The 23,386-nt window shown below is 41.0% G+C and carries 22 protein-coding genes and 2 tRNA genes; 12 read left to right on the top strand and 12 right to left on the bottom strand.

The features are described from left to right. Window positions 1–83: 83 nt before the first annotated feature. The 3 genes from CXF93_RS09745 to CXF93_RS09735 all read left to right on the top strand — a co-directional run bounded on the left by CXF93_RS09745 (window position 84) and on the right by CXF93_RS09735 (window position 1,469). Window positions 84–479, top strand: a complete 396-nt coding sequence (locus CXF93_RS09745) for a CidA/LrgA family protein (RefSeq protein ID WP_101062331.1) — start codon at window positions 84–86, stop codon at window positions 477–479. Further along, window positions 476–1,165 carry an LrgB family protein gene (locus tag CXF93_RS09740; RefSeq protein ID WP_101062330.1) on the top strand — a complete coding sequence of 230 codons (690 nt, stop codon included), beginning with the start codon at window positions 476–478 and terminating at the stop codon, window positions 1,163–1,165. Before CXF93_RS09745 ends, CXF93_RS09740 begins: the two co-directional genes overlap by 4 nt. Window positions 1,166–1,265: 100 nt before the next feature. Beyond that, on the top strand, window positions 1,266–1,469 hold the full coding sequence (locus tag CXF93_RS09735; RefSeq protein WP_101062329.1) for a CPXCG motif-containing cysteine-rich protein: 204 nt from the start codon (window positions 1,266–1,268) through the stop codon (window positions 1,467–1,469). 138 nt (window positions 1,470–1,607) lie between these two features. Here CXF93_RS09735 and CXF93_RS09730 read toward each other — a convergent pair whose 3' ends face one another. Further along, entirely contained in the window at window positions 1,608–2,213 is a 606-nt protein-coding gene (locus tag CXF93_RS09730) for a riboflavin synthase subunit alpha (protein WP_101062328.1), read from the bottom strand. Between the two features lie 273 nt (window positions 2,214–2,486). On the opposite strand from CXF93_RS09730, the gene CXF93_RS09725 reads away from it, so the two are divergent. Beyond that, complete coding sequence (locus CXF93_RS09725) at window positions 2,487–3,863, top strand: MATE family efflux transporter (protein WP_101062327.1); 1,377 nt, start codon at window positions 2,487–2,489, stop codon at window positions 3,861–3,863. Window positions 3,864–4,042: 179 nt separating this feature from the next. Here CXF93_RS09725 and norR read toward each other — a convergent pair whose 3' ends face one another. Then, window positions 4,043–5,686, bottom strand: a complete 1,644-nt coding sequence (norR, locus tag CXF93_RS09720; protein ID WP_101062326.1) for a nitric oxide reductase transcriptional regulator NorR — start codon at window positions 5,684–5,686, stop codon at window positions 4,043–4,045. A gap of 286 nt (window positions 5,687–5,972) precedes the next feature. Between norR and CXF93_RS09715 the strand changes: the two genes are divergently transcribed. Further along, window positions 5,973–7,205 (top strand): NAD(P)/FAD-dependent oxidoreductase, encoded by a 1,233-nt coding sequence (locus CXF93_RS09715; RefSeq protein ID WP_101062325.1) that lies wholly within the window; start codon window positions 5,973–5,975, stop codon window positions 7,203–7,205. Window positions 7,206–7,271: 66 nt separating this feature from the next. Here CXF93_RS09715 and CXF93_RS09710 read toward each other — a convergent pair whose 3' ends face one another. The 3 genes from CXF93_RS09710 to CXF93_RS09700 form a co-directional block, all read right to left on the bottom strand. After that, window positions 7,272–7,775, bottom strand: a complete 504-nt coding sequence (locus CXF93_RS09710) for a YgjV family protein (RefSeq protein WP_101062323.1) — start codon at window positions 7,773–7,775, stop codon at window positions 7,272–7,274. Between the two features lie 139 nt (window positions 7,776–7,914). After that, entirely contained in the window at window positions 7,915–8,373 is a 459-nt protein-coding gene (locus CXF93_RS09705; protein WP_101062321.1) for a DUF3291 domain-containing protein, read from the bottom strand. Window positions 8,374–8,461: 88 nt separating this feature from the next. Continuing rightward, entirely contained in the window at window positions 8,462–8,962 is a 501-nt protein-coding gene (locus CXF93_RS09700; protein WP_101062319.1) for a GNAT family N-acetyltransferase, read from the bottom strand. 384 nt (window positions 8,963–9,346) lie between these two features. Here CXF93_RS09700 and hmpA point away from each other — a divergent pair, with 384 nt between their 5' ends. From hmpA to CXF93_RS09685, 3 genes are all read left to right on the top strand, one after another. After that, window positions 9,347–10,537: an NO-inducible flavohemoprotein gene (gene hmpA / locus CXF93_RS09695; protein ID WP_101062318.1), complete on the top strand. Its 1,191-nt coding sequence runs from the start codon at window positions 9,347–9,349 to the stop codon at window positions 10,535–10,537. A gap of 95 nt (window positions 10,538–10,632) precedes the next feature. Beyond that, window positions 10,633–10,708: transfer RNA gene (locus tag CXF93_RS09690), tRNA-Val, on the top strand. A gap of 6 nt (window positions 10,709–10,714) precedes the next feature. Then, window positions 10,715–10,790, top strand: a tRNA-Val gene (locus tag CXF93_RS09685). Window positions 10,791–10,965: 175 nt separating this feature from the next. On the opposite strand, the gene CXF93_RS09680 is transcribed toward CXF93_RS09685, so the two are convergent. After that, the gene (locus CXF93_RS09680; RefSeq protein ID WP_101062316.1) at window positions 10,966–12,021 is read right to left on the bottom strand and encodes a hypothetical protein; all 1,056 of its coding nucleotides are present in this window, start codon (window positions 12,019–12,021) and stop codon (window positions 10,966–10,968) included. A gap of 195 nt (window positions 12,022–12,216) precedes the next feature. Here CXF93_RS09680 and CXF93_RS09675 point away from each other — a divergent pair, with 195 nt between their 5' ends. Next, window positions 12,217–13,596 carry a lyase family protein gene (locus CXF93_RS09675; RefSeq protein WP_101062314.1) on the top strand — a complete coding sequence of 460 codons (1,380 nt, stop codon included), beginning with the start codon at window positions 12,217–12,219 and terminating at the stop codon, window positions 13,594–13,596. A 144-nt stretch (window positions 13,597–13,740) separates the two neighbouring features. Then, window positions 13,741–14,679 (top strand): hypothetical protein, encoded by a 939-nt coding sequence (locus CXF93_RS09670; protein ID WP_101062312.1) that lies wholly within the window; start codon window positions 13,741–13,743, stop codon window positions 14,677–14,679. A gap of 6 nt (window positions 14,680–14,685) precedes the next feature. Here CXF93_RS09670 and CXF93_RS09665 read toward each other — a convergent pair whose 3' ends face one another. The 4 genes from CXF93_RS09665 to CXF93_RS09650 all read right to left on the bottom strand — a co-directional run bounded on the left by CXF93_RS09665 (window position 14,686) and on the right by CXF93_RS09650 (window position 18,597). Then, window positions 14,686–16,086, bottom strand: coding sequence for a DASS family sodium-coupled anion symporter (locus CXF93_RS09665; protein ID WP_369832221.1), 1,401 nt, complete (start codon window positions 16,084–16,086; stop codon window positions 14,686–14,688). A 379-nt stretch (window positions 16,087–16,465) separates the two neighbouring features. After that, window positions 16,466–17,344 carry a protease HtpX gene (gene htpX, locus CXF93_RS09660; RefSeq protein ID WP_101062308.1) on the bottom strand — a complete coding sequence of 293 codons (879 nt, stop codon included), beginning with the start codon at window positions 17,342–17,344 and terminating at the stop codon, window positions 16,466–16,468. Between the two features lie 230 nt (window positions 17,345–17,574). Continuing rightward, entirely contained in the window at window positions 17,575–17,760 is a 186-nt protein-coding gene (locus CXF93_RS09655) for a hypothetical protein (protein ID WP_101062306.1), read from the bottom strand. Window positions 17,761–18,030: 270 nt separating this feature from the next. Next, window positions 18,031–18,597 carry a CDP-alcohol phosphatidyltransferase family protein gene (locus CXF93_RS09650; RefSeq protein WP_101062304.1) on the bottom strand — a complete coding sequence of 189 codons (567 nt, stop codon included), beginning with the start codon at window positions 18,595–18,597 and terminating at the stop codon, window positions 18,031–18,033. A 279-nt stretch (window positions 18,598–18,876) separates the two neighbouring features. On the opposite strand from CXF93_RS09650, the gene CXF93_RS09645 reads away from it, so the two are divergent. Further along, window positions 18,877–19,335: a cytochrome C gene (locus CXF93_RS09645; RefSeq protein WP_101062302.1), complete on the top strand. Its 459-nt coding sequence runs from the start codon at window positions 18,877–18,879 to the stop codon at window positions 19,333–19,335. 17 nt (window positions 19,336–19,352) lie between these two features. After that, window positions 19,353–19,811, top strand: a complete 459-nt coding sequence (locus CXF93_RS09640) for an ATPase (RefSeq protein WP_101062301.1) — start codon at window positions 19,353–19,355, stop codon at window positions 19,809–19,811. A gap of 5 nt (window positions 19,812–19,816) precedes the next feature. On the opposite strand, the gene CXF93_RS09635 is transcribed toward CXF93_RS09640, so the two are convergent. Together CXF93_RS09635 and CXF93_RS09630 are read right to left on the bottom strand one after the other, a co-directional pair. Continuing rightward, window positions 19,817–22,480 carry an HAD-IC family P-type ATPase gene (locus CXF93_RS09635; RefSeq protein WP_101062299.1) on the bottom strand — a complete coding sequence of 888 codons (2,664 nt, stop codon included), beginning with the start codon at window positions 22,478–22,480 and terminating at the stop codon, window positions 19,817–19,819. After that, window positions 22,477–23,301 (bottom strand): formate/nitrite transporter family protein, encoded by an 825-nt coding sequence (locus CXF93_RS09630; protein ID WP_101062297.1) that lies wholly within the window; start codon window positions 23,299–23,301, stop codon window positions 22,477–22,479. Before CXF93_RS09630 ends, CXF93_RS09635 begins: the two co-directional genes overlap by 4 nt. Between the last annotated feature and the right edge of the window lie 85 nt (window positions 23,302–23,386).

Raw genomic sequence — 23,386 nt, 5'->3', positions numbered from 1 at the left:
ATATATTTTTAACATTTTATATAGGACGCTTTCGATCGCGCAGTAATTGCTAAGCAATTGCATAATTAGTAGGTAGGTAATTAATGAAAATATGGCTGTACAATATTTTCACCATTTTTTGTTTCGTGGTTTTAGGGCGTGTCATCAGCATGTTATTACCCGTTGAATTTCCCTCAAGTATCATCGGGCTGTTATTACTCTTCGTCGCACTCAGTAGTGGCATGTTGAAACAAAAATACGTCGAAAAAGCCTGTGAGCAACTTAATCGTCACATAGGTATCTTATTTGTGCCCGCAGGTGTTGCGCTCATGGGTTATTTTGAGTTAGTACAACAAAATCTCGTCGCGCTTATTATGGCGGGACTGATTGGTACTGTCGCCATCTTCTTTGCCGTTGGCCACACCTATTGTTATTTGAACAGGGCCAGTGCAGGTAAACAAAAAGCAACGTTAACCAAGCAGCAAGGTGACGATAAATGATCTTATATTTAGCTATTCCATTAACGCTTGCAGTCTACTTTCTTGCACAATGGTTTTATAAAAAAACAGCACTGGCGATACTCAATCCTATTTTATTGTCGATTGCAGCATTAATTTGCATCATGTTGGTATTTGGATTTGAACTTGAGGAATACGAACAAGGCACAAACATCCTGACTCGTTTACTCGAACCAGCGGTGATTGCCCTTGCCTTTCCGTTATACCAACAGTTTGTGCATGTAAAAGCTAAAATTGTTCCGGTATTAGTGGCTTGCAGTGTTGGCGTGATTGTAGGTTTGGTCGTAACGACGTTTGTCGCGATAAGCTTTTCAGCATCCCCAGAGATCATAGCCTCACTTGCACCGAAGGCAGTAACCACGCCTATCGCCATGGCAATCAGCCACACTATAGGTGGTATCCCTGCGATCTCGGCCATTATGGTAATTATGGTCGGTATATTTGGTAACGTCTGCGCACCATTTCTGTTAAAACACCTACGTATTCGTACACCAGAAGCACAAGGCCTGGCAATCGGCGCAGGTTCGCATGTTATTGGTACATCAAAAGCAATGGAGTTAAGCCGCACACACGGTGCCTTCAGTACTACGGCCTTATTGATTAGCGCGGTATTGACCTCAATAATAGCCCCAGTACTCTATCCCTATCTACTAATTTGGATGCTATAACCACGATCAGTTAACACTCCATGACCTCCAAACAGGCAAAAATATAATCTTCAGCTAAAATAAGCTTAGAGGATGCGATATATAGCCTGTGGAGGTTATCATGAAACAGTTTTCTCATAGGACAGTTGTGTGTCCTCATTGTGGTCAATTTATCACCACGGATGTTGATGCCAGCAATGGCTCACAAGATTATTATGATGAATGTAGTTCCTGCTGTAACAGTATTCATTTTAAGCTATTACATGATCAGGTTAATGAGAAGTATGAATTATTTATTGATGCAGATGATGAGCAGATCTTTTAAATAGAAGATTTTAAATGCGATGCTACCAAAGATAGTGTTAAGTAGAGGTTAATCTGGAGCGATACGGCATGTTTGAATAAACATTTTAGCCTGACTATCGCTCTAATTATATTATTTTTTCATCAATAAAAACGCCTGTTACTTATTCAACATCATACGTTCGACCGTATCAACAATCGCTTGGGTCTGACTGTCAATTTCGATATTTACATATTGACCAACTTTGCGACCACCTAAATTTGTCACACCCAGTGTTTCTGGTATTAGATGTACCCAGAATTGTCCATCGGCAACATCGCCTAAGGTCAAACTGATACCATCAATCGAAATAAAGCCTTTTGGTAAAACGTATTTTTGCCATTCAGCGGCGATTTCAAAGCAGATGTCACAGTTAGTTTCTGTACGGTTAATCGTTACAATTTTAGCTTGCGTATGAACATGGCCTGATAATAAATGCCCGCCGATCTCATCACCAAACTTAGCCGCACGTTCTAGATTAACTTCATCGCCCACTTCAAGGTCAACAAGGTTCGTCACTTTCAGGGTTTCTTCAATTACATCAAAGCACACGCTGTTGTCATTGATCTTTACAACCGTTAGGCACGTTCCGTTGTTGGCGATACTTGCACCAATAACTAAACCGTCTTGATGTATTTTATCTAGCGTTACTTCCAGAGTATGTAACTGCGCTTTTTTGTCGATACTAATGATTTTTGCTTTTCTTTGTACAATGCCAGTAAACATAAATGACCTTTATTACTACTTGAACCAATATGCCTAACTATATCGTGTTAGTTTCGATAATTCATCTAGTTAATAAGCCAATATTAATATTGAATAAAATAATTCAAAATACATCTGTAAATACTAGCTATAAAGGATTATTATGCTTCTAGCTGGATCAGGTACGTCCTCACGAACTCGAATATCACTACATTCATAATCATTTCTTTCGTTTTCAGCAACATCAATTCTTAGAATACACAACATAACAACCCTAAAATATCCGGAGTACCAGTGCAGAAATATCGATCTGAGGTTTCTAACTTATTTAAATTAATGGTTCCAATTTTGATCGCTCAACTTGCGTTCACTGTCATGGGCTTTGTTGATACCGTAATGGCTGGTGCAGTAAGTGCTACAGACATGGCGGCTGTCGCAATTGCCAACAGTATTTGGTTCCCAGTGCTAATGTTTTTAGTTGGCATTTTAATGGCGATCACACCGATCGTAGCGCAGCTTTATGGCGCAAAAAGACAAAGTGAAATTGCGCAAGTTGTTCAACAAGGGATCTGGTTTGTATTAATCGTCTTCCTGCCAATGATGGCACTGCTTTATTACAGCCCAATGATCCTTGACTTTATGCACGTTGAAGATAGATTAGCCGAACTAACAACAGATTATTTACGTGTAATTTCATTAGCACTGCCGTTTGCTTGTGGTTATCAAGTATTCCGTAGTTACCATGAAGGTTTAGGTATTACTAAACCAACAATGGTAATCGGCTTAATCGGCATCATGGTCAATGTACCAGCAAACTACATCTTTATTAATGGTCACTTTGGTATGCCAGCACTCGGTGGTGTTGGTTGTGCTGTCGCGTCTGCATTAGTGTTTGTGGCTATGTGTATCTCGATGATTGCCTATAGCTATTTCCATAAAGACTTTAAAGACATCAAATTATTTGAGCAAGTTTATGCTATCAATAAAAAAGAAATGTCGCACATAATAGGTGTTGGTTTCCCAATTGCTGCATCTATGTTTTGTGAAGTAACCTTGTTTGCGGTTGTCTCTATTCTGTTAGCACCACTTGGCGCGATCACGGTAGCGGCCCATCAAGTTGCATTGAATTTCTCATCAATGGTCTTCATGCTACCGCTCAGTTTGGGCATTGCAGCGACCATTGTAGTTGGCCAATACGTAGGTGAGAAAAAGCCACTGCAGGCCAAGTTTGCCAGTATCACAGCAATGTGGATGGGTGTTGGTTTTTCTGTTATCACAGCGATCTTTACGATTTTACTGCGTAATGAAATCGCAGAAATCTATACCGATGACATTACCACAATTAACATTGCCACTGGCTTAATGCTGATTGCGGCTGTGTATCAAATCTCAGATGCGATACAAGTGATTGCGGCGGGTGCATTACGTGGTTATAAAGAAACCAAGATTATTTTTGCCATCACCCTATTCTCTTATTGGGCTGTGGGTATGACTATTGGTTATACGCTAGCATTAACAGACTTAATTGTACCTGCGATGGGTCCAGCTGGTTTCTGGATTGGCTTTATCTCAGGTTTAACCATGGCGGCAATATTGTTATCTATTAAACTTGCGAGTGTGTATAAGAAAACAACCTTAGATTATACACCAGAGCTAGCAGCGACTATCTAATAGTCGTTGATGTTTACCTAGCAGCTATAGTTTATCAAATATAGACTTAACTGATATGACTGGTAAAAAGGCGGTAGTGATTCACATCACTACCGCCTTTTTTATACGTTCTTAATTAACCTCCTCATCAACTAAGTTAAGATCCTCGATTACTGACGATTACTGACGATTACTGACGATTACTGAATGTTAAGTCGCTTCATTAACCGATGTAAGTTACTTCTATCAACCCCTATCGCACGTGCTGTTGCGGCAGAATTACTATTGTTTTCAGCTAGCATTTTACTGATAAACTGAGTTTGAAAATCATCGGTTATTTGCTTTAGGCTATTATCACGATTAAGGGTATTAATGACGATGTCGTTTTGGCTAGCATTGCGATTAACAGCGGCAGAGTCCGTACAGTCTGTTGATACTTGTGGTGATAGTAGTGGTGATAATGTACTGACATCACTTGAGGTTTGAATATCTAAATCACTACTTTCCAATACCACCACACGATCATCTTTGCGGTTACGTGCTGCAGCTCTTAATGAAGCTCGGCTTAATAGATGCTCAAGTTCTCGCACGTTCCCCGGCCATTCATATGCCAGTAATACTCGCTCTGCATCTTTTGATAGGGTTAAATTGTTGATCCCAACTTTACGTTGGATTTTAGCAAGAAAGTTACCCGCTAATAACAAAATGTCATTACCGCGTTCACGTAAACTCGGCACTTTTAATGGATACACTGTTAATCTGTGGTACAAGTCATCTCTAAAACGCCCCGCTTCGACTTCTTTAGCTAAATCGCGGTTGGTGGCGGTAATTAAGCGTACATCGACTTTATGCGGTTTATCACTGCCTAAACGTTGTAGCTCACCAAACTGAATAACCCGTAATAACTTGGCTTGAATAGACAAAGGTAGTTCACCGATTTCATCGAGAAATAAGGTGCCAGCATCCGCCAATTCAAATTTACCCAAGCGATTTTTAGTGGCGCCAGTAAAGGCCCCCGCTACATGTCCAAATAACTCACTTTCAACCATGGTTTCTGGCAAGGCCGCACAGTTTACTGTGATCAAGGCTTCCTTTGCACGTTTTGAAGCCATGTGAATTTTACGCGCTACCAGCTCTTTACCTGAGCCTGATTCACCGTATACCAAGGCAGCCAAGTCTGAGTCTGCCACTAAGTCTATTTCTAAATTCAGCATGTTCATCGCTGAACTTGTGCCGATCATTTCTTCACTGAACTTCTCGTTAATTAAGCTAGCGGTTACCTGCTCTTGTCGCTGTACTTTTTGGTCTAATGCAAAGATTAAGTTGGCGGTTTTTATCACCACTTCGGTTAAGCCAATCATTGAATTTAACATTGCGGGATCGAGTGAGTCAAAGCGTTGCGGATTAAGCGCATCCATAGTGACGATACCCCAGGGTTCATTATCAATCACTAATACCGCGCCCATGCAATCATGCACATTAAGCTGGCCATCTGGCGTTTGAATCAAACCATCATAAGGATCGGGTAATTCGCAGTCGGCATCAAAGCGGTGTACTTTTTTTTGCACTTCATTGTTACTGTCATCATCATAGTGCGCCAGTATTTGTTCTAAGCGCGGATGTTCTGCTACCGGAAAATGTCGACCCATAGCCTCGATTTGTAAGCCGTTCGCAGACTTAGGCACCAGGTTATCCCCCTCTAGCTTTAACAATACACATGCGTCACATGCAAACGTATCGCGCCATGCCTGTAACAAACGGTTGTAGCGTTGGTACTTTGGCAGCTCTCGAGATAGATCGTAAATAATAGTATCCATGCTTTCGATAAAGCGGGTGTTATCCATGGTAACAGATCCTTAAAACGGTCATTCAATGACTAACAGTTATAACACTGAGTAGTCATTGTGACAACGAGCAATCCGTCGACTACCTATATTCATACAAACCAATAGGTTAAATCATCACCTTTCAATAATAAGATCACCTATTAATATTGACTGATATCAATTAATTTTTTTGATTTACCGATAATTTTTAAACCACGATTAAACATGTGATAAAATCAGCCGATTAAATATATTACTATATAAATCTGCCGGGTCTAAACTCGACATAATAAAGGAATTCTTTGTGTCATTAACACATCCAGCTCACGTCGTTATTATCGGCGCAGGCCCTTCAGGTTCACTTGCTGCAGCACTGCTAAACAAGCAAGGCATTAATGCCACTATTATCGAAAAATCAATATTCCCACGCTTTTCCATTGGCGAAAGCTTGTTACCCGCGTGCATGGAATCGCTTAAAAAAGCTGATATGTTTGACGCTGTGAACGCGGCTGGTTTTCAGTTTAAAAATGGCGCCGCTTTTCACGCCAATGGTCAATATACTGAGTTTGATTTCACTGATAAATACACGGCTGGTGAAGGTACGACATTCCAAGTTCAACGTGGTCAGTTCGATAAGCTGCTTGCCGACTGTGCAGAACAACAAGGCGTCACGATCCATTATCAGCACGAAGTTAAAAGCATTGATATAGAAAGAGACAAACCGTTATTAACAGTCTTGGATGAAAATAAAAACAGCTATGAAATAGAAGCAGATTTCATCCTTGATGCCAGTGGTTTTGGTCGTGTTATTCCACGTCTATTAGGATTGGAAGAGCCTTCGACACTGCCACCAAGACGCGCCATTTTTACTCATATTGAAGATAACATTACTGCGGCGCATTATGACCGCAACAAGATCCTAGTTTCGGTACATCCTAAAAATAACAAAGTTTGGTATTGGTTAATTCCATTTAGTAACGGTACTTGTTCATTTGGTGTTGTTGGTGAACCAGCGTTCTTTGCTAACTACCCTGATGACCATCTTGCAGCGTTAAAACAGCTCGCGACTGAAGAAAGCAATCTTAAAACCTTACTTTCACAAGCGAGCTTTCCTAACCCTTGTGGGACGATCATGGGCTATTCTGCCAACGTGACCAAGCTATTTGATCGACACTTTGCTTTGCTGGGTAATGCGGGTGAGTTTTTAGATCCGGTATTTTCATCTGGCGTCACGATTGCGATGAAATCTGCAGAACTGGCCTCAGACTTGTTAGTGAAACAGTTCAATAATGAAACAGTTGATTGGCAAACTGAATATGCCGATACGCTGATGACAGGTGTTAACGCATTCCGTTGTTATGTTGAAGGTTGGTATACCGGTGAGTTTCAAGACGTGGTATTACATGATGATCCGAATCCGAAGATCAAACAAATGATCTGTTCGATTTTAGCGGGTTATGCGTGGGATGAAACCAATCCATTTGTGGCAGAGCCTGCACGCCGATTGAAAGCCGTTGCTGCTATTTGTAAGGCTTAATAGGCTTGAGAATCAACCCTGTAAATCAATTTATGAATTACAGGGTTTTAGCACCAATACGTTTGTTTATATCGCCACTTCTTTCTTGTAATAGTAACGATAATAACCCACCAAATTACTACAAATAAATAAGGCTTCCATGATCACCGCTGTCGGTGAACCTATTAAGTAATTGTGTACTAGCCAGAAACTTGTCCCCACGACCATCAATTCTCTTAAACGCTTGTCATCTTTATTGAACGCTGCCACGGTTTGAATGCTTGAAGCCAAGAAACTCAAAATACTAATCAGCCCAGAATAAGTTAGTACCGTCGCGATTAACGATGCAGAACCAAACAGGTACTTTAGTTTTGGTGAAGTCGAAAAAATACTGACTAAATAACGGATCGTGGCGATAACCATCAAGCTCGCCGCAGTCCATTGTTCAAGCAGAATAAAATGACTCGAAATAAGCACACCCGCACAGAATAAACAAGCGACAATCTTTTGTCTCTCTTTAAACTGAAAAGACATCAAATCGAAGCAAATCGCGATGGCGACTAATACTTGAGATATAAAAAATAACGACACTGAGGTCTCCTAAATCGTAGCCATAGTAACAATGGTATTGTCATTCCATTTTAGAGCCACAGTCTACAGTGTCATTCTTAGTGATGACAGTAAGTAACTATATCTATACTTATATTTACAAACGACTTAAGCACTACCTCTATAAACTATCCGCTATAAACTCTTCGCTACTGAAGTTACTTTTAAAGGTAAATGCAGATGGTGTGTCGCCATTATTACGCAAAAATTCTAACTTGCTAACCGCTTCTTCAATACTCGGAGTATGACCAACAGGAACCCACCACAGAACATAGCTGTCTTCTGGGATGATATCGAACCATTCCTTTTTACGACGTAGAAAGTCTCGGTGATGTGTTCTAAACATGAAGTTTTTAAGTGCATCGGGAGAATCCCAAACTGACATGTTCACAATGACATTCGGATCGAGAAAGGCTTGAATACTCGTCGCGTCACCGTTTTCGTCTTTTAAACGCCAAATAAAACCGTCACTTTTTTCTGCGGTATTATTCACCGATTCCAGATTATCAACGAACTCTTTAATCTCAGGCGCTTCTAATGCGTATTTTGCTTTAGCTATGTTCAATTGTGCTAGGTGCATATTATTCCTCCTTGATGCCTAACTGATTATTACGAATCAATTTATATACTAAACGTAATACGCCAATTAGAAAACAGGGAAAATAAATTTATAGCCACTTTTCGATTAACACTTCATCTACGTATTTACCGCAGATCTTAGCGTGTTTCTTGGCTATACCAATGATTTCGAACCCGTGCTTTAGATAAGTTTCGAGTGCATTTTTATTGTCATCACGAACATAAGCAAACAACTTCTCATAACCTTTAGACCTTGCAAGTTCAAACGTTGAATTAAACAAACTAGATGCAATGCCTTGCCTTCTATAGCTACCATCAACATATGTGCCGATAATTCCCACATGGTCAAAAGCGTGGGTATACGTCGCAAACGGTTCTACATTTTGAAAGCCAACAATGGTTGATTCTGCTGAATTTACTGCAACATTAAACACACCTCTGTCAGGGAAGTCTTGAATAAATTGCTCTTCCTCTTCGAGAGAAAATGTTGAGTCTAAAATAGTATAAAGGCCACCTTCGATGATAGGGTTCAATATATCCATGATGCCTTGCGCATCTGCTTTTTGAACATCTCTAATTATCAGTTTCATGTTTTTCCTTGAATGTCTAAGTTGTACCCTTCTGGGTGATTCGACCCCACATCTTCCTTGATCATAAAGTGGGTTTTGACTTTATTGACTTAACAATCAGGATCATAAACTATTTTATAGCGCATGCACGCCAATATAAACAAACAAATTGAGTAGATTGTAAACATCCAACTATTGCTTGTTATGTCTACTTAGTTGTTGTCATAATGACTCAAGTTGTGTTTATGACAACGCCAACCGTTGTCACAAACACAACATAACTAACAGTAAAAACATAAAGCACTTAAAATCAACAGCTTGAAAACTTGGCACGGCTACTGCAGTAGAGAATATAAATATTGATATAGATCAATTAATCTCACTAACCTATACAAGGTAGCTATTATGTTAACGCAACAAACTATAGATATTATCAAAGCGACTGTCCCTGCTGTTTCTGTTCATGCCAATGATATTACAGCGCATTTTTATCCTTTGATGTTCAGAGAATACCCAGAAGTAAAAAACTTCTTCAATCAAAGTAACCAAGCTGGTAACGCGCAACCAAAAGCACTAGCGAATGCACTTGTTGCATATGCAGGTAACATTGAAAACCTAGCTGTATTAGAAGCAGCTGTAAACCGTATTGTGAACAAGCACGTTTCGCTTAATATCCAGCCAGAACAATACGCGATTGTTGGCGAGTGTTTATTAAAATCAATCAAAGCCATACTGGGTGACGCAGCGACAGACGCTGTAATTGATGCCTGGGGACAAGCATACTGGCAGTTAGCTGATCTGCTAATCGCAGCAGAAGAAGCGACTTACGCTGCCAATGCAGAAAAAGAAGGCGGCTGGCGTGGTGAGCGTGAATTCGCTGTAACAACAAAAGTAGCTGAAAGCGACAACATCACATCGTTCTACCTAACGCCGACCGACAACAAACCTGTGACATCATTCACACCAGGTCAATTTATTGGTTTAGTATTAAGCATTGATGGTGAAGAAACACGTCGTCAATACAGCTTATCTGATTCACCAAATTCAGAATTCTTACGTATCAGTGTAAAACGTGAAGAAGGTGGTGCTGTATCTAACTACCTACACAACCGTGTTCAAGCGGGTGACACATTACGTGTACTAGCACCTGCTGGTGACTTCGTGTTAAAAGACAACAACAAACCTGTGGTGTTGGTAACTGGTGGCGTTGGTATTACACCTGCAATCAGCATGCTTAATAGCTTAAAAGCTACAAACCGCCCTATTCACTTTATTCATGCAGCAATGAACACCAAGGTTCACGCATTCCGTGACCATGTAACAAACCTTGCAGCGAATAACGCTAACATCAAACCTTACTTCGTTTACAGTGATGCAACGCCAGAATGTCAGCCAGATGCAACTGGTTTCATCAACCTAGCAATGCTTGAAGAGAAAATCGGTAATGACCGTGACGTAGAATTCTATTTCTTAGGTCCAAAACCCTTCATGCAAGCAATGAATAGCTTCGCACCGAAATTAGGTATTCCTGCTGAAAATGTACATTTTGAATTTTTTGGTCCTGCAGAAGATTTAAATATCGACCCAACTGCTTAGTTTTAAAGCAATGTACTGATATTGTTTAAAAAAGACTTGATGATAATAAGGATGCGGGATAGTATTTGATTCGTCTTAACGACATACCAAATTCTGCTCGCTTAGCTCAGTTGGTAGAGCGCTAGCTCGACATGCTAGATGTCACAAGTTCAAATCTTGTAGCGAGCACCACATTCCGCGTCCTTAGCTCAGTTGGTAGAGCGCTAGCTCGACATGCTAGATGTCACAAGTTCGAATCTTGTAGGACGCACCAAATAATGAAACCTTGCTCAATGAGCGAGGTTTTTTTATGCCTAAAATTCAGTGGTTATTATATTAGCTAACCACAACAAACTAATGTCCATGCTTTGCAGCTAACAGCAAGCTTACTAAGCCAATCGATACTCCAATATGGCCTAGCAAGGTTTCATTATTGTTTACAGCACGTATTACTCAGCGTTTAAATCCGGCATCTTTAGCAGCTCAGATAAGTAAGTATTACTATCTACCTCATTGTCCTTCAACACAGTTAACGCATCCAACAAAATAGACTTTAGCTCAGTAACTGCAGTCACGTAATCAACATCACCCTGCTGCAACGCTTGATAAGCTGGAAAGCTTAGTCTCAACTTATTCATCTTCTTATCTATGTTGTTAATCATCAACACTAAGCTGGCGTCATAGTCACTGACCAACTTATCCGCGACTTGTTTATCAATAACAGACAAACCCTGTAAGATCCCGTCTTCACCGACAAAGTGTTCGGTCATGGCAAACTCAACATCTTTATACCATTCACGCACGGCTAGTAATGGCGCAACATCAGTATTTAATCCCTGATGACAAGCAGACAAGATCGGCGCTTGTACAAACAACTCATCAAAGCATTCTTGGGCCGTCACGTATTTAATCATAGCCGGGAATAACATCTGGATGTCATCAAGCTTTAGCTGATCATTGGTTGCCAGCGTTAATGCTTGTTGCTTGGCATTACGCCATTTAGCTGAGAACCAACGAAACATCCCCGCATTACCCAAACAATGTTGAATTGAACGCAGTGTGGCCGTCGAATTAAGCGCATTAGTATTCACAAACGGCGCAAGTTTCTTCTTTAACGGCTTTAAAATGGTTAAATGCTGTTGTAATGCAGCTAAACGAAAATCCATTTCATAACAATTAAAACTATCATCCCTTAACGACCACAATGCTTGCGGTGCCCTCTGAATAAGTTGCACCAATGCGGCAAACTGCGCAGTACTTATTGCAGAGCTCTGTAAGCAAACATGTAATTCTGATGGTAAACTGGCTTTACGCTTTGCATAGCTAGCCTGTAATTGCTCACAGCTCACTAAAATAGCATTAAGCTCAAGGGTCAGGAATTCAATTGCTTCAAGTGTCATCAAACCCGAAATACCCAAGTTACTGAGCTGTTTAGCAGCACAAATACGGGTACCGTCGTTTAGAGTTTTATATTGTAGCAAACGATTCGATTCCAAAGATGACATTATTTTATCCTACTCAATTTTAGATTATGCAAATTAACCACATGTTTAGCTTAACATAATTGACTTTACATATTTAACTGACTTCAGCTTACCTTATTCCACAGACTTAATCGACCTACTTCATGTTAGCCACTATTCGCTATACTATTTAATGATATATCTTGATTTTATGACTCAAAGTAGCAGGTGACGATCATGGTTAATACTCGAATTGAACGCGATAGCATGGGTGAAGTGAATGTACCCACCAATGCCCTGTATGGCGCTCAAACCCAACGGGCGATAGATAACTTTCCTGTCAGCGGTCAAACTTTACCCGTTGATTTCATTAAATCACTGTTACTGATCAAATCTGCCGCTGCAGAAGCCAACCTAACGCTGGGATTGTTACCCGAAGATATCGCTAATGCGATCTGCACTGCGGTAAATCAATTGCTAGCCGATAAAAATATCATGCAACACTTCCCAGTTGATATTTACCAGACAGGTTCCGGTACCAGTTCAAACATGAATGCCAACGAAGTGATTGCCCATCTGGCTAGTATCTATAGTCAAACCAAAATTGATGCCAACGACCATGTAAATTATGGTCAAAGTAGCAATGACGTGATCCCCAGTGCTATCCACGTCAGTGCCGCAATCTTAGTCGACAAACAGTTATTGCCTGCACTGCATCACTTACATCAAACCATCGTAGACAAAGCGCTGAGCCTAAATCATTTAGTTAAAACTGGCCGTACCCATTTAATGGATGCCATGCCCGTGAGAATGAGCCAATCCTTATTCAGCTGGGCTGCTCAAATCGGTTACAACATTGATAATATTAAAATGCTACAAGCTAAATTACAGCGACTTGCACAAGGCGGTACTGCGGTGGGTACGGGGATCAATGCCCACCCCAATTTCGCCAGTCACTTTAATCAAAAGCTATCTGCGTTAACGGGCATCAATTTTAGCCAAGCTGATAACTTTTCATTTTTAATGGCCACACAAGATACAGCAGTGGCGCTATCCGGTCAGTTAAAGACAACCGCGGTCTCGTTAATGAAAATAAGCAATGATCTGCGTTGGATGAATTCAGGTCCATTAGCGGGATTAGGTGAAATCAGTTTACCGGCACTGCAACCGGGTTCGTCAATCATGCCAGGTAAAGTAAATCCTATCATACCGGAATCAACGGCGATGGTAGCTGCGCAAGTCATAGGCAACGATGCCGCGATCACCATAGGTGGGCAATCTGGTAACTTTGAGTTGAATGTCATGCTGCCAATGATTGCCACTAATCTAATTAACAGTATTAACCTACTTACATCCAGTTCACGGTTACTCGCCGACAAAGCAATTGCAGGTTTTGAGGTACACGAGCAACAGTTAACACAAGCACTCTATAAAAATCCGATATTGGTCACTGCACTGAACCCCATCATTGGTTACCTTAAAGCAGCGGAAATCGCCAAACAGGCTTATAAAGAGCAGCGACCAATTATCGACGTCGCAGAAGAAAATACAGTGTTAACCCGACAAGAACTAACTAAATTATTAGATCCTGGGCAATTAACACGTAATATAAAATAACCTTTCAAACGGGTATGTTAGTTGATTGCTAGTAATTAGATGTTTAAATGTTGATTAAAAACTGTTTAAATGTTGTAGCAATTATTAATAATTTTAAATTCAACACATTAATTCAAAAATTAATTCAAAGAAAAGTGGTGCTCTATGAAGACAATGCCAATGCTAGACCAGTTCATTCAACGTCACCAGTTGGATGAGGATTATTTAACGCATGCTTCAGAGTACTTTTCTAGTGCGCTGCTAAGTATCGTCGCGCACCAAAAACAAGCAAATAACACCTTTATCGTTGGTATCAACGGTTGTCAGGGATCAGGTAAATCAACCCTAGCCGATTATTTAGGTACTCGACTCAGTAGCGAATTTGATTTGAACGTGGCGGTGTTGTCTCTTGATGACTTTTACTACAGCAAAAAACAACGCAACGAACTTGCCAACCAAATTCACCCTTTATTACGTACCCGCGGTGTTCCTGGCACGCACGATATCGATCTTGCTAATGCGACATTAGAAAAACTATGCGCAGGCGCGACGGCAAGCGACCCAGTACTGCTACCACGATTTAATAAGTTTGCAGACAACCCTTACCCAAAATCACAATGGCCAATTGTCGATCGCCCTATTGATGTGATTGTCTTAGAAGGTTGGTGTTTGGGTGTGCAACCGCAACTGATGAAAGATCTGATTTATCCAATCAACAAATTAGAAGCCACAAAAGATAAATACGGTATTTGGCGCAGCTATGTAAACCAACAACTGAAACAAAATTATCAAGGGTTATATCAACGTGTTGATCATTTGTTGATGCTCAAAGCACCGAGCTTTGACAGTGTACAAGCATGGCGACTAGAACAAGAAAATAAACGTCAAGAACACTTAAAGAGTGAAGATAACACCCAAAAAGAAACCTTTATGAGCAGTGCTGAAGTACGTAATTTCACTGCTTATTTCCAACGTATTACCGAGCAATGTTTAGCGACGCTGCCCAACCGATGTGATTGGGTATATGAACTCGATAATACCCGAAATATTATTAATACCACGCAACCGGTTTTAACTAAGGAAGCCGCAATCGAAAACAATTAAAAACAGTTAAAACACGACTAGAATAACCCCATAAACCAGAGTTAAACCAGCAAGGCCCATGATAAGTCCAACTTTTGCCATATCCTTGCTGGCAACCAACCCCGTCGCATACGCCAACGAATTAGGCGGTGTTGATACGGGTAATATCATCCCGAGTGAAGCAGAACACGCCACCACCACTAACATCACCAGCAATGACAAGTCATCCATTGACATTGCCACAGCGGCCGCAATCGGCATTAACAAATTAGCTGTTGCCGTGTTGGAGATAAAGTTAGCCATCAGCCAACACACAAAAGACATCACTAACATCACTAACAAGGCTGGCAACACTGAATAATCAATCGCATTGGCCATGACTGCCGCTAGTCCTGTTTTATCTAGCGCAATACCAATGGCAATACCACCAGCAACCAGCCACAACACATCCCAGTTAATCAGTTTCAATTCTTCTTTACCTATGATGCCCGTTAGCGTAAATACCGCCAGCGGGATTATCGCCACCACATAAGTATTCATGCCGTGTAGACCCGTCGTCATCCACAGTATGATTGTTAGCGCGAAGGTAATATAAACCACTATCGCTTGCCAACTACGTTGAAAGTCACCACCAAGTTGTAAATGCAAACTGTCACCACTAAACGGGAACAACTTTTGTAACAGCCACCAAGCAAAGGCTAATAACACAACGACAAAAGGTAAACCAAGCATCATCCAATCAAGAAAGGTAACACTGTACAGGCTATCAAGATACTGCAGGGCAATCGCATTAGGTGGCGTACCAATCGGCGTCGCAATACCACCTAGGTTAGCGGCAATCGGCACACTCAAGACCAAGGCTTTAATACCCTTTTCTTCTTTCGGTACAGACATTAGAATGGGCCCTAACAAAGACAACATCATCACAGTCGTTGCCGTGTTAGACATAAACATAGAAAACAACGCAGTGATCATCATTAAGCCCAGCATGATAGAAGCCGGTTTAGTACCAAACGGCTTTAATAATACATTGGCCAGATTAGTATCAAGGGCATACTTGTTCGCGCCAATGGCTAAGGAAAATCCCCCGAGGAACAACACTATTATCGGTGACGAAAAGGCCGCGAAAATATCGTTGTAATGCATCAAGCCTTCAATACTCGTCGCGGGATCGACCCCATCATTAAACAACCGAAAGCTGTAAAGCCCTTGATCGGACAGCATGACGAGTTCAAGAGTAATGATCAAAATGGACGTCGCAAACACAGGCACAGGTTCAAGGATCCACAGCAGTGCAGCGAGCACAAAAATGGCGAGCAATCTATGCTGGATAATACTCAGGTCGTCAAAGGGTAATTGAGAGGTGGGAATTGATAGTAAAAATAACGGAATACCAAAGGCAATTAATAGCTTAACTAACCTCGCCATCAAAGATTGGCTATCCTCATGCACTGACTGTTTATTTTTACGCTCTTTTTTTATAAGTGATGCATCTATAATCTCTTTATTTTCTGGTATAGCTTCTTTATCTACTAGATCTTTGTCTACCGTTATATTCGTCATTAGCTTTCACCTCATAAGCCACTAATTCATAACATATAAAATACACTTTTTTGAAGATAATTATTCACTTGTCCATCACGTTTTTAGATTACCAATTCATTTAATTAACCATAAAGTAATAGCTAAATAAACTGGTATTATAGAAAGTAAAAAGCCCCAGAGATACAATCTTATGATGAATAAAAATTACAGTACCTATGAGGCTTTGTTCTTTAGACCATGATTTGTCTAAAACATTCGTAGTTTAAAGGTTACGTAATGCGTTAATACGGTTTTGCAGTGGTGGATGGCTCATTAATAGCTCCATCATGGTTTTCTTACCAGTAATACCAAACGCCATCATCGAACCTTCAAGCTGTGTTTCTTGGCTTGTCTTAAGACGCTCAAGTGCTGCAATCATCTTCTCTTTACCAACCAATTCTGCTGCGCCAGAGTCTGCTTTAAACTCACGTTGACGACTGAACCACATGGTTAAGAAGCTTGCTAAGAAACCGAATAGCATTTCTAACGCCATTGAGACAATGAAGTAAGTCATAAAGCTACCGCCGCCTTCACCCTCGCCTTCTTCATCATTTGATGTGAAACCACTGACTGCATTCGCAATAATACGAGATAAGAAGATAACAAAGGTATTCACCACACCTTGCATCAAGGCCATAGTGATCATGTCACCATTAGCAACGTGGTTGATTTCGTGGGCAACAACCGCTTCAGCTTCATCACGTGTCATTTGAGCTAATAAACCCGTTGATACCGCAATTAAGGCTGCATCACGTTTAGCACCAGTCGCAAAGGCATTCATCTCGGCAGCATCATAAATAGCAACATCAGGCATACCAATACCCGCTTGTTTTGCTTGTCGAGTAACAGTTTCTAATAACCAATGTTCATTAGCATTACGAGGTTGGGTGATGATCTCGCCGCCAATTGAACGGAGTGCCATTTTCTTCGACAGCATTAATGAGATTAATGAACCACCGAAACCAAACAATACCGCCATCACCAACAACCCAGACAGACTGCCTGATTGAATACCAGTAGTTGCATAGATAATGTTTAAAACAATACTAAAAACCACCATTACTGCTAGGTTGGTTGCAAGAAATAGCAAAATGCGTTTCATATATTTTTGTTCTCCAATAAAATAGAGTGACATAATATGACAAAATAAAGAAAACGCAAATAGGGAAATTGTAAAGAGAAGTAAAGAACAAAAAATGACCTTTAAACGCCCAGTGCATCTAAAGGTCAAAATCACTCTACCAGTATAAAAATATCAATGTCGCTGAGTGATGACATTGTATCTACTAAAAGAGGAGTAGCTATATCTAGTAATTAACTATCATTAGTATATTAATTAATGGCGGTTTGAATGAGATTAATTAGCTCATTTTCTGTTGCAGGCTCACGTGCTAAGTCGAGTTCAGGTCCTGCACCACCACTTAAAGAATAAACCTTCGAACCACAATGATCATAGTGATACCAAGTACCATCGATACATACGTCCGTGTAACATTTAGGATTGCGTAATAATTCCATCTTTACCACCTTAATCATGTGTTGAGTATTTTTACAACTTGTTCACATTAAATATAAACGCACATCCCTATTAACGCTATTGATGCAGATCAACGAATAACCTATTTAGTAATTCCTCACTCGTTTATTTCGCTAAATTGCAACATTGACACGAGTTATTTATTATCAAGGTAATCGAATTAAATGCAAAACGCTCATGAAAAAGAGTGTGTCTAAATTTAGATTGACGCCTATTGCCTTATTGACTTATTGACTTATTTAAGGTGCGGTTCAATCCATATGATTTTGTTGGGACAATGCCTTCGCACCCCAAATATAAACATAATGACAACCACTAATAATGACCATCAGAATGACTGACCATAACCCAATCTCAAAACTGAGTGCCGGAAGCACCGGATATACCTGCTGCGTTAATAACATCAACGCAAAAACAATCTGCACTGTAGTACTCGTTTTACCCCAGATGCTTGGTGCCACTTCATATCTTCCGAATAGTCCGTAATAGGCAAGCGCACCGCTGACAATAACCGCATCTCTCGCCACAATAACCACAGCAACCCACCAAGGCAGTAATCCCACTATGGCAAAAGCTAAATAACTACTCATCAACATAGCCTTGTCAGAAAGCGGATCGACGATTGACCCATAACGACTTTCTATATCAAGTTTACGCGCTAACCACCCATCAACAGCATCACTGACCCCCGCAATTAAAGCTATCCACAATACTGCTGAATAATTTTCATTTAAGATCAACAAACAGATAGGCACAGACAAAAGCAAACGTAACGTTGTTAGGGCATTCGGGATCTGCTTAATCACAACATTGGTCATAAAGATTATCACCCACTCTTAAATTACATGCTATACGAATATATGTAGTCAAAGTGTAGTTAATTAACCTTAGCTCGGGTTAATTAATTAAACTAAAAGCTAGCGTTGAAGATATTGATATCGATACTTTAGGTGCTATAAGGTTTTGTTTACACTCCATGATATTCCCGAACACATGTCATTAGTAAAAGTAAAAAGGAAAGCTATACTTTAGCTACTGTAGAGAGTGCTAAGTAGGATCAATCTACGCATAATCTGAATTCGAATGGGAGTATATATATGAAATATTTACAGTTATGTATGTTGACCGCCGTTGCGGCACTAATAACGGGCTGTGACAATGGCGTTGAATCACCAAGAGGATTTAGCCTGCCCGAAGGGGATGTAAACAATGGCAAATCTGTATTTATAAAGTATCAATGTTTGTCATGTCATCAGTTGGAAGGTATTGAACCGACAGGAGTAACAGATAACCCTGCGTTATCGGTTCAACTCGGCGGCAAAAGATCTGAGGTTAAAACCTACTCTGAACTTGTTACTTCTGTTATTAACCCATCACATAAAATTGCAAAGGGCTACCTAAAATCATTAGTTCAGGTTGATGGTATATCAACAATGAAAAACTATAATGATGTGATGACAGTAACTGAATTAGTTAATCTGGTGGTATTTTTGCAACCTCATTATCAGGTTTATCCAAATTTTAAATCGAAATATCCCTATTACCAAAACCCGTAAATACGAGGATGATGAGTATGCAAATTGAAACGTTAAGAGATGTCCTGCATTGGACACGTGAATTTCATCTGCAGATGGCAAACTGTTTACAGAATAGCGTTGATGAGAATGAGAGTGAGCGGGCAAAGCTGTTACTTAAGTACCTTGAGGAACATGAACAAAAGCTTGTTAATGTATTAGCTGGATTTGAAAAAGACACAAGCGAAAGCGTTCTCAATACATGGTGTTATGATTATCTTGATAAGACCCCAATTGAACGCCTACAGCAATGTGAGGTGCCATTTTCACAATTAAAATCGACTGATATTATCCCTGAAATCATCAAGCTTCATCAGCAGGTAATTGATCTTTATAACAACTTAAAGAGCAGAGCGGAATTACCTTCCACTAAGGAATTGTTAACCCAACTAGCCGACTTGGAACAGCACAAAATAATGGCAATGGTGCAAAGTGCAAACAGATTAGAAGATTTGTAAAGCCGCTAGTTTTTTTCATTCTCAGATAAACCGGGCTTATTACGTCTGCTATCAATCCACTTATGCAGTTCATCTACACCAATAAGCAGCAGCGCGATCCCCAACAGGCTTGACCATTGCGCAAATGATACCGGTTTAATTTGCAGTAACGTCTGAAGTCCCGGTGTATACATAGCAGCAATATGCACGCCTTGTGCGGCAAGCATACCAAACAGTAAAAGTTTATTACCAAAGAAATATTGCTTAAAGATCGACAATCTTTCAGAGCGACTATTTAACACATGTACGTTTTCAAATAACACCATCAGCAAAAGTGTCACATTACGGGCATCAAACTCAGATACCCCCTGATCTATCTGCCATTTAAAAAGCACAAAAGCCAGACTACCCATCACAATCGCGGTGACAACGACCCGTTCTATCATCCGGTGATTAAAAATAGCCTCATTGGGCGAACGTGCAGGCTGATCCAGCTCACTGCCTTCCTCCGGTTCAAATGCCAGAGCCTTGTCCTGAATACCATTAGTCACCAAATTAAGCCATAACAGCTGCAGTGGCAGCAGTGGTAGCGGTGTACCAAAAAGCAGTGAGAACATCACCAGTAATATTTCTGCCGCCCCGGTAGAAATTAATAGATAAATCACTTTGCGGATATTATTGTAAACAATGCGTCCCTGCAGGATACCCTGCACAATTGATGTAAAATGATCATCGGTAAGAATAATGTCAGCACTTTCCCGCGCCACATCTGTACCACGCAACCCCATCGCGATCCCCACATGGGCGTGTTTTAACGCCGGTGCATCATTAACGCCATCTCCTGTCACGGCAACAAAGTCGCCGTCATTCATAATCTGCTCAATAATTTGTTTTTTTTGATGGGGGGATACACGTGCAAATACGTTAGTACTGTGGACACATTCACTGAATTTATCTGGTCCCAACTCATAGGCGGCGTTTAATTGCAGTCCAGTGATCGCCGACATGCTTTTATCTGCAATGCCAGCCTGCACAGCCAGAGCTAATGCAGTTATAGGGTGGTCACCGGTGATCATCGCCACATTAATTCTGGCCGCTTTACACTTTTCTACCGCATTTTTAACATCAGGGCGCAAAGGATCTATCATGCCGACCATGCCAGCAAAGTTCAGATCATGCAGCGCATCTTCGGGCTTAACAGTGATCCCATTAACATCTTCGTCTATATAACCATAAGCGAGCCCAAGTACACGATAACCTTTACTCGCCAGTGTATTAGCTTGCTGCGCTATAGCAGGTTTAGTATCATCATTGCCACACATCTCCAGTAGTGTTTCGACACTGCCTTTGACAAATATACAGCTCTTACCTTGGTACCTGTTGATGCTGGCGCAGTAAGCCCGCTCGGATTCATAAGGGATCTGGGCAAGCTCAGGGTAAAGTGCCTGAGCCTCTTTGTAATCAATGCCGTATTTTGCTGCCAGTACCAAAAAGGCGACATCAACCATGTCACCCTGACCACTCCAACCAGATTCAGTTTTTTCAAGATAGGCTTCATTCGCCAGCAATCCAGCCAGCGTCAGCAATTCAACGGGTCGGTTATTATCCTGTCCATTGATCGCACGGATCTCCCCCTGCACATCAACGCCTTCACCGCTGACTTGATACTGGCAGCCGTCAGCTAACCAAATATGCTGAATAGTCATTTCATTAACCGTTAACGTGCCGGTTTTGTCTGAGGCAATGTAAGTACAAGAGCCCAGCGCCTCCACAGCCAGAAGGTTACGGATAATAACCTGCCGTTTTGCCATTCTCAGCATTCCGATGGCAAGCGCAACAGTGATAGCGGCGGGTAACCCTTCGGGGATCGCAGATACAGCTAGTGCAACCGCCAGCAAAAAGACACTGCCGAGTTCATCTCCCCGCAGCAAAGTAATAATGAAAATAAATGTGATCAAAATTAAAATGCCATAGGTTATACGCAAGGTAAACGCTTCAATACGCTGCAACAGTGGTGGCTTGGTCTGCTGGCCTTCCACATCAGTGGTTATCTTACCAATTTCAGTATTTATACCAGTAGCGGTTACGTGCCCGCTACCCCGCCCGCGCATGACGACAGTACCAGCAAAACAACACTGATTCTGACCAGTAATTGAATCGGCCTTTGCTAAACCGTTTTCAATACCCCTACCCAGGGGTTGCTTAACCGATTTATACGCGGCAACAGATTCACCGGTAAGCATTGATTCGTCAATCTGCAGACCATTATTAGTACATAAGAGGATATCTGCGGGCACCTTGTCACCAGGCACCAGCTGCACAAGATCATCAAGTACAACATCTTGGCTATGAATTTTAATCGGTTTATTGTTTCGAATTACTGTGGCATAAGAAGGCACCATTTTTTTTAGGGCGCTAGCCGCCCTTTCCGCTGAATACTCCTGAAACGTACCGATAACTGCATTAATAAATAAAACGACAAGAATAAAGAACGCATTGATTTTTTGCCCCAGAAAAAATGACAGCACAGCCGCAACTAGCAATACATAAATAAAGGGGCTTTTAAACTGGCGTAAAAATACAATGCCAATATTCGGCGGTTTGGATTCAGGTAATATGTTAGGCCCAAACTTGGTAAGATTTTTCTCCGCCTGCTCTCCAGTCAGATTGGGGGGATAAGACTGAGTCATGATTTACCAATATTTCGTCGATAAATGATGTGATAGACCAAACCCACCAGCAAACTGCCGCCAACCAGATTACCTAAGATAACCGGCACTAAATTACTTAAAAATCCGAACCAAGTAACTGCATCGGCACTGACGGCTGTGTTACCAAACGCTTTTTCCAACATCGCCAACGGGATGATATACATATTAGCAATACTATGTTCAAAACCCGCGGCGACAAAGGCTGAAATAGGAAAAATAATGGCCACTGCTTTATCTATTACGGTGCGGCCTGCAAATGCCATCCATACAGCCATACACACCAGTATATTACACAGGATGCCTTTATAAAAAGCGGTCCAAAATGGCATGCTGCATTTCAACTGTGCTATTTTTATATACTGCTCGGCAATAGCCCCATTGTTCATGTCGGTATGACCAGATAGAAAAACTAACAGGGCCAAACCTGCCGCACCAATGAAGTTGGCCAAACACACCAGCCCCCAATTTTTCAGCAGTTGTGAGGTGGTTATTTTGCCTTCCGCCCAAGCCATTGCCAGTAAATTATTACCGGTAAACAATTCAGCACCCGCTACAATAACCAGAATTAATCCTAACGAGAACGCCACTCCGCCAACTAACTGACCGGTAGCGAAACTCATCGATGCATCCGATTTTATCAACACAAAATAAAGTCCTCCCAACCCGATAAAGGCACCAGCAAGTATGCCTAACATCAAAACAGACAGCACTGGCAAATGCACCTTCGCCACCCCGACATTATTTACACGCTCAGCAATTTCTTTTGGTGAAAATGCATCTAATCCAAATAGTCCCGACATTGTAACTCCCTGATATTTGGTAACGATTATGTTTCGCATCGAAAATTAAGCATAGTCCAGTTTTTAATTTTACGAAAAACAATAA

The sequence above is a fragment of the Moritella sp. Urea-trap-13 genome, assembly GCF_002836355.1.
Taxonomy (GTDB): domain Bacteria; phylum Pseudomonadota; class Gammaproteobacteria; order Enterobacterales; family Moritellaceae; genus Moritella.
The sequence above is the reverse complement of the archived record's forward strand: the minus strand, read 5'-3'. Positions and strand labels throughout refer to the sequence as shown.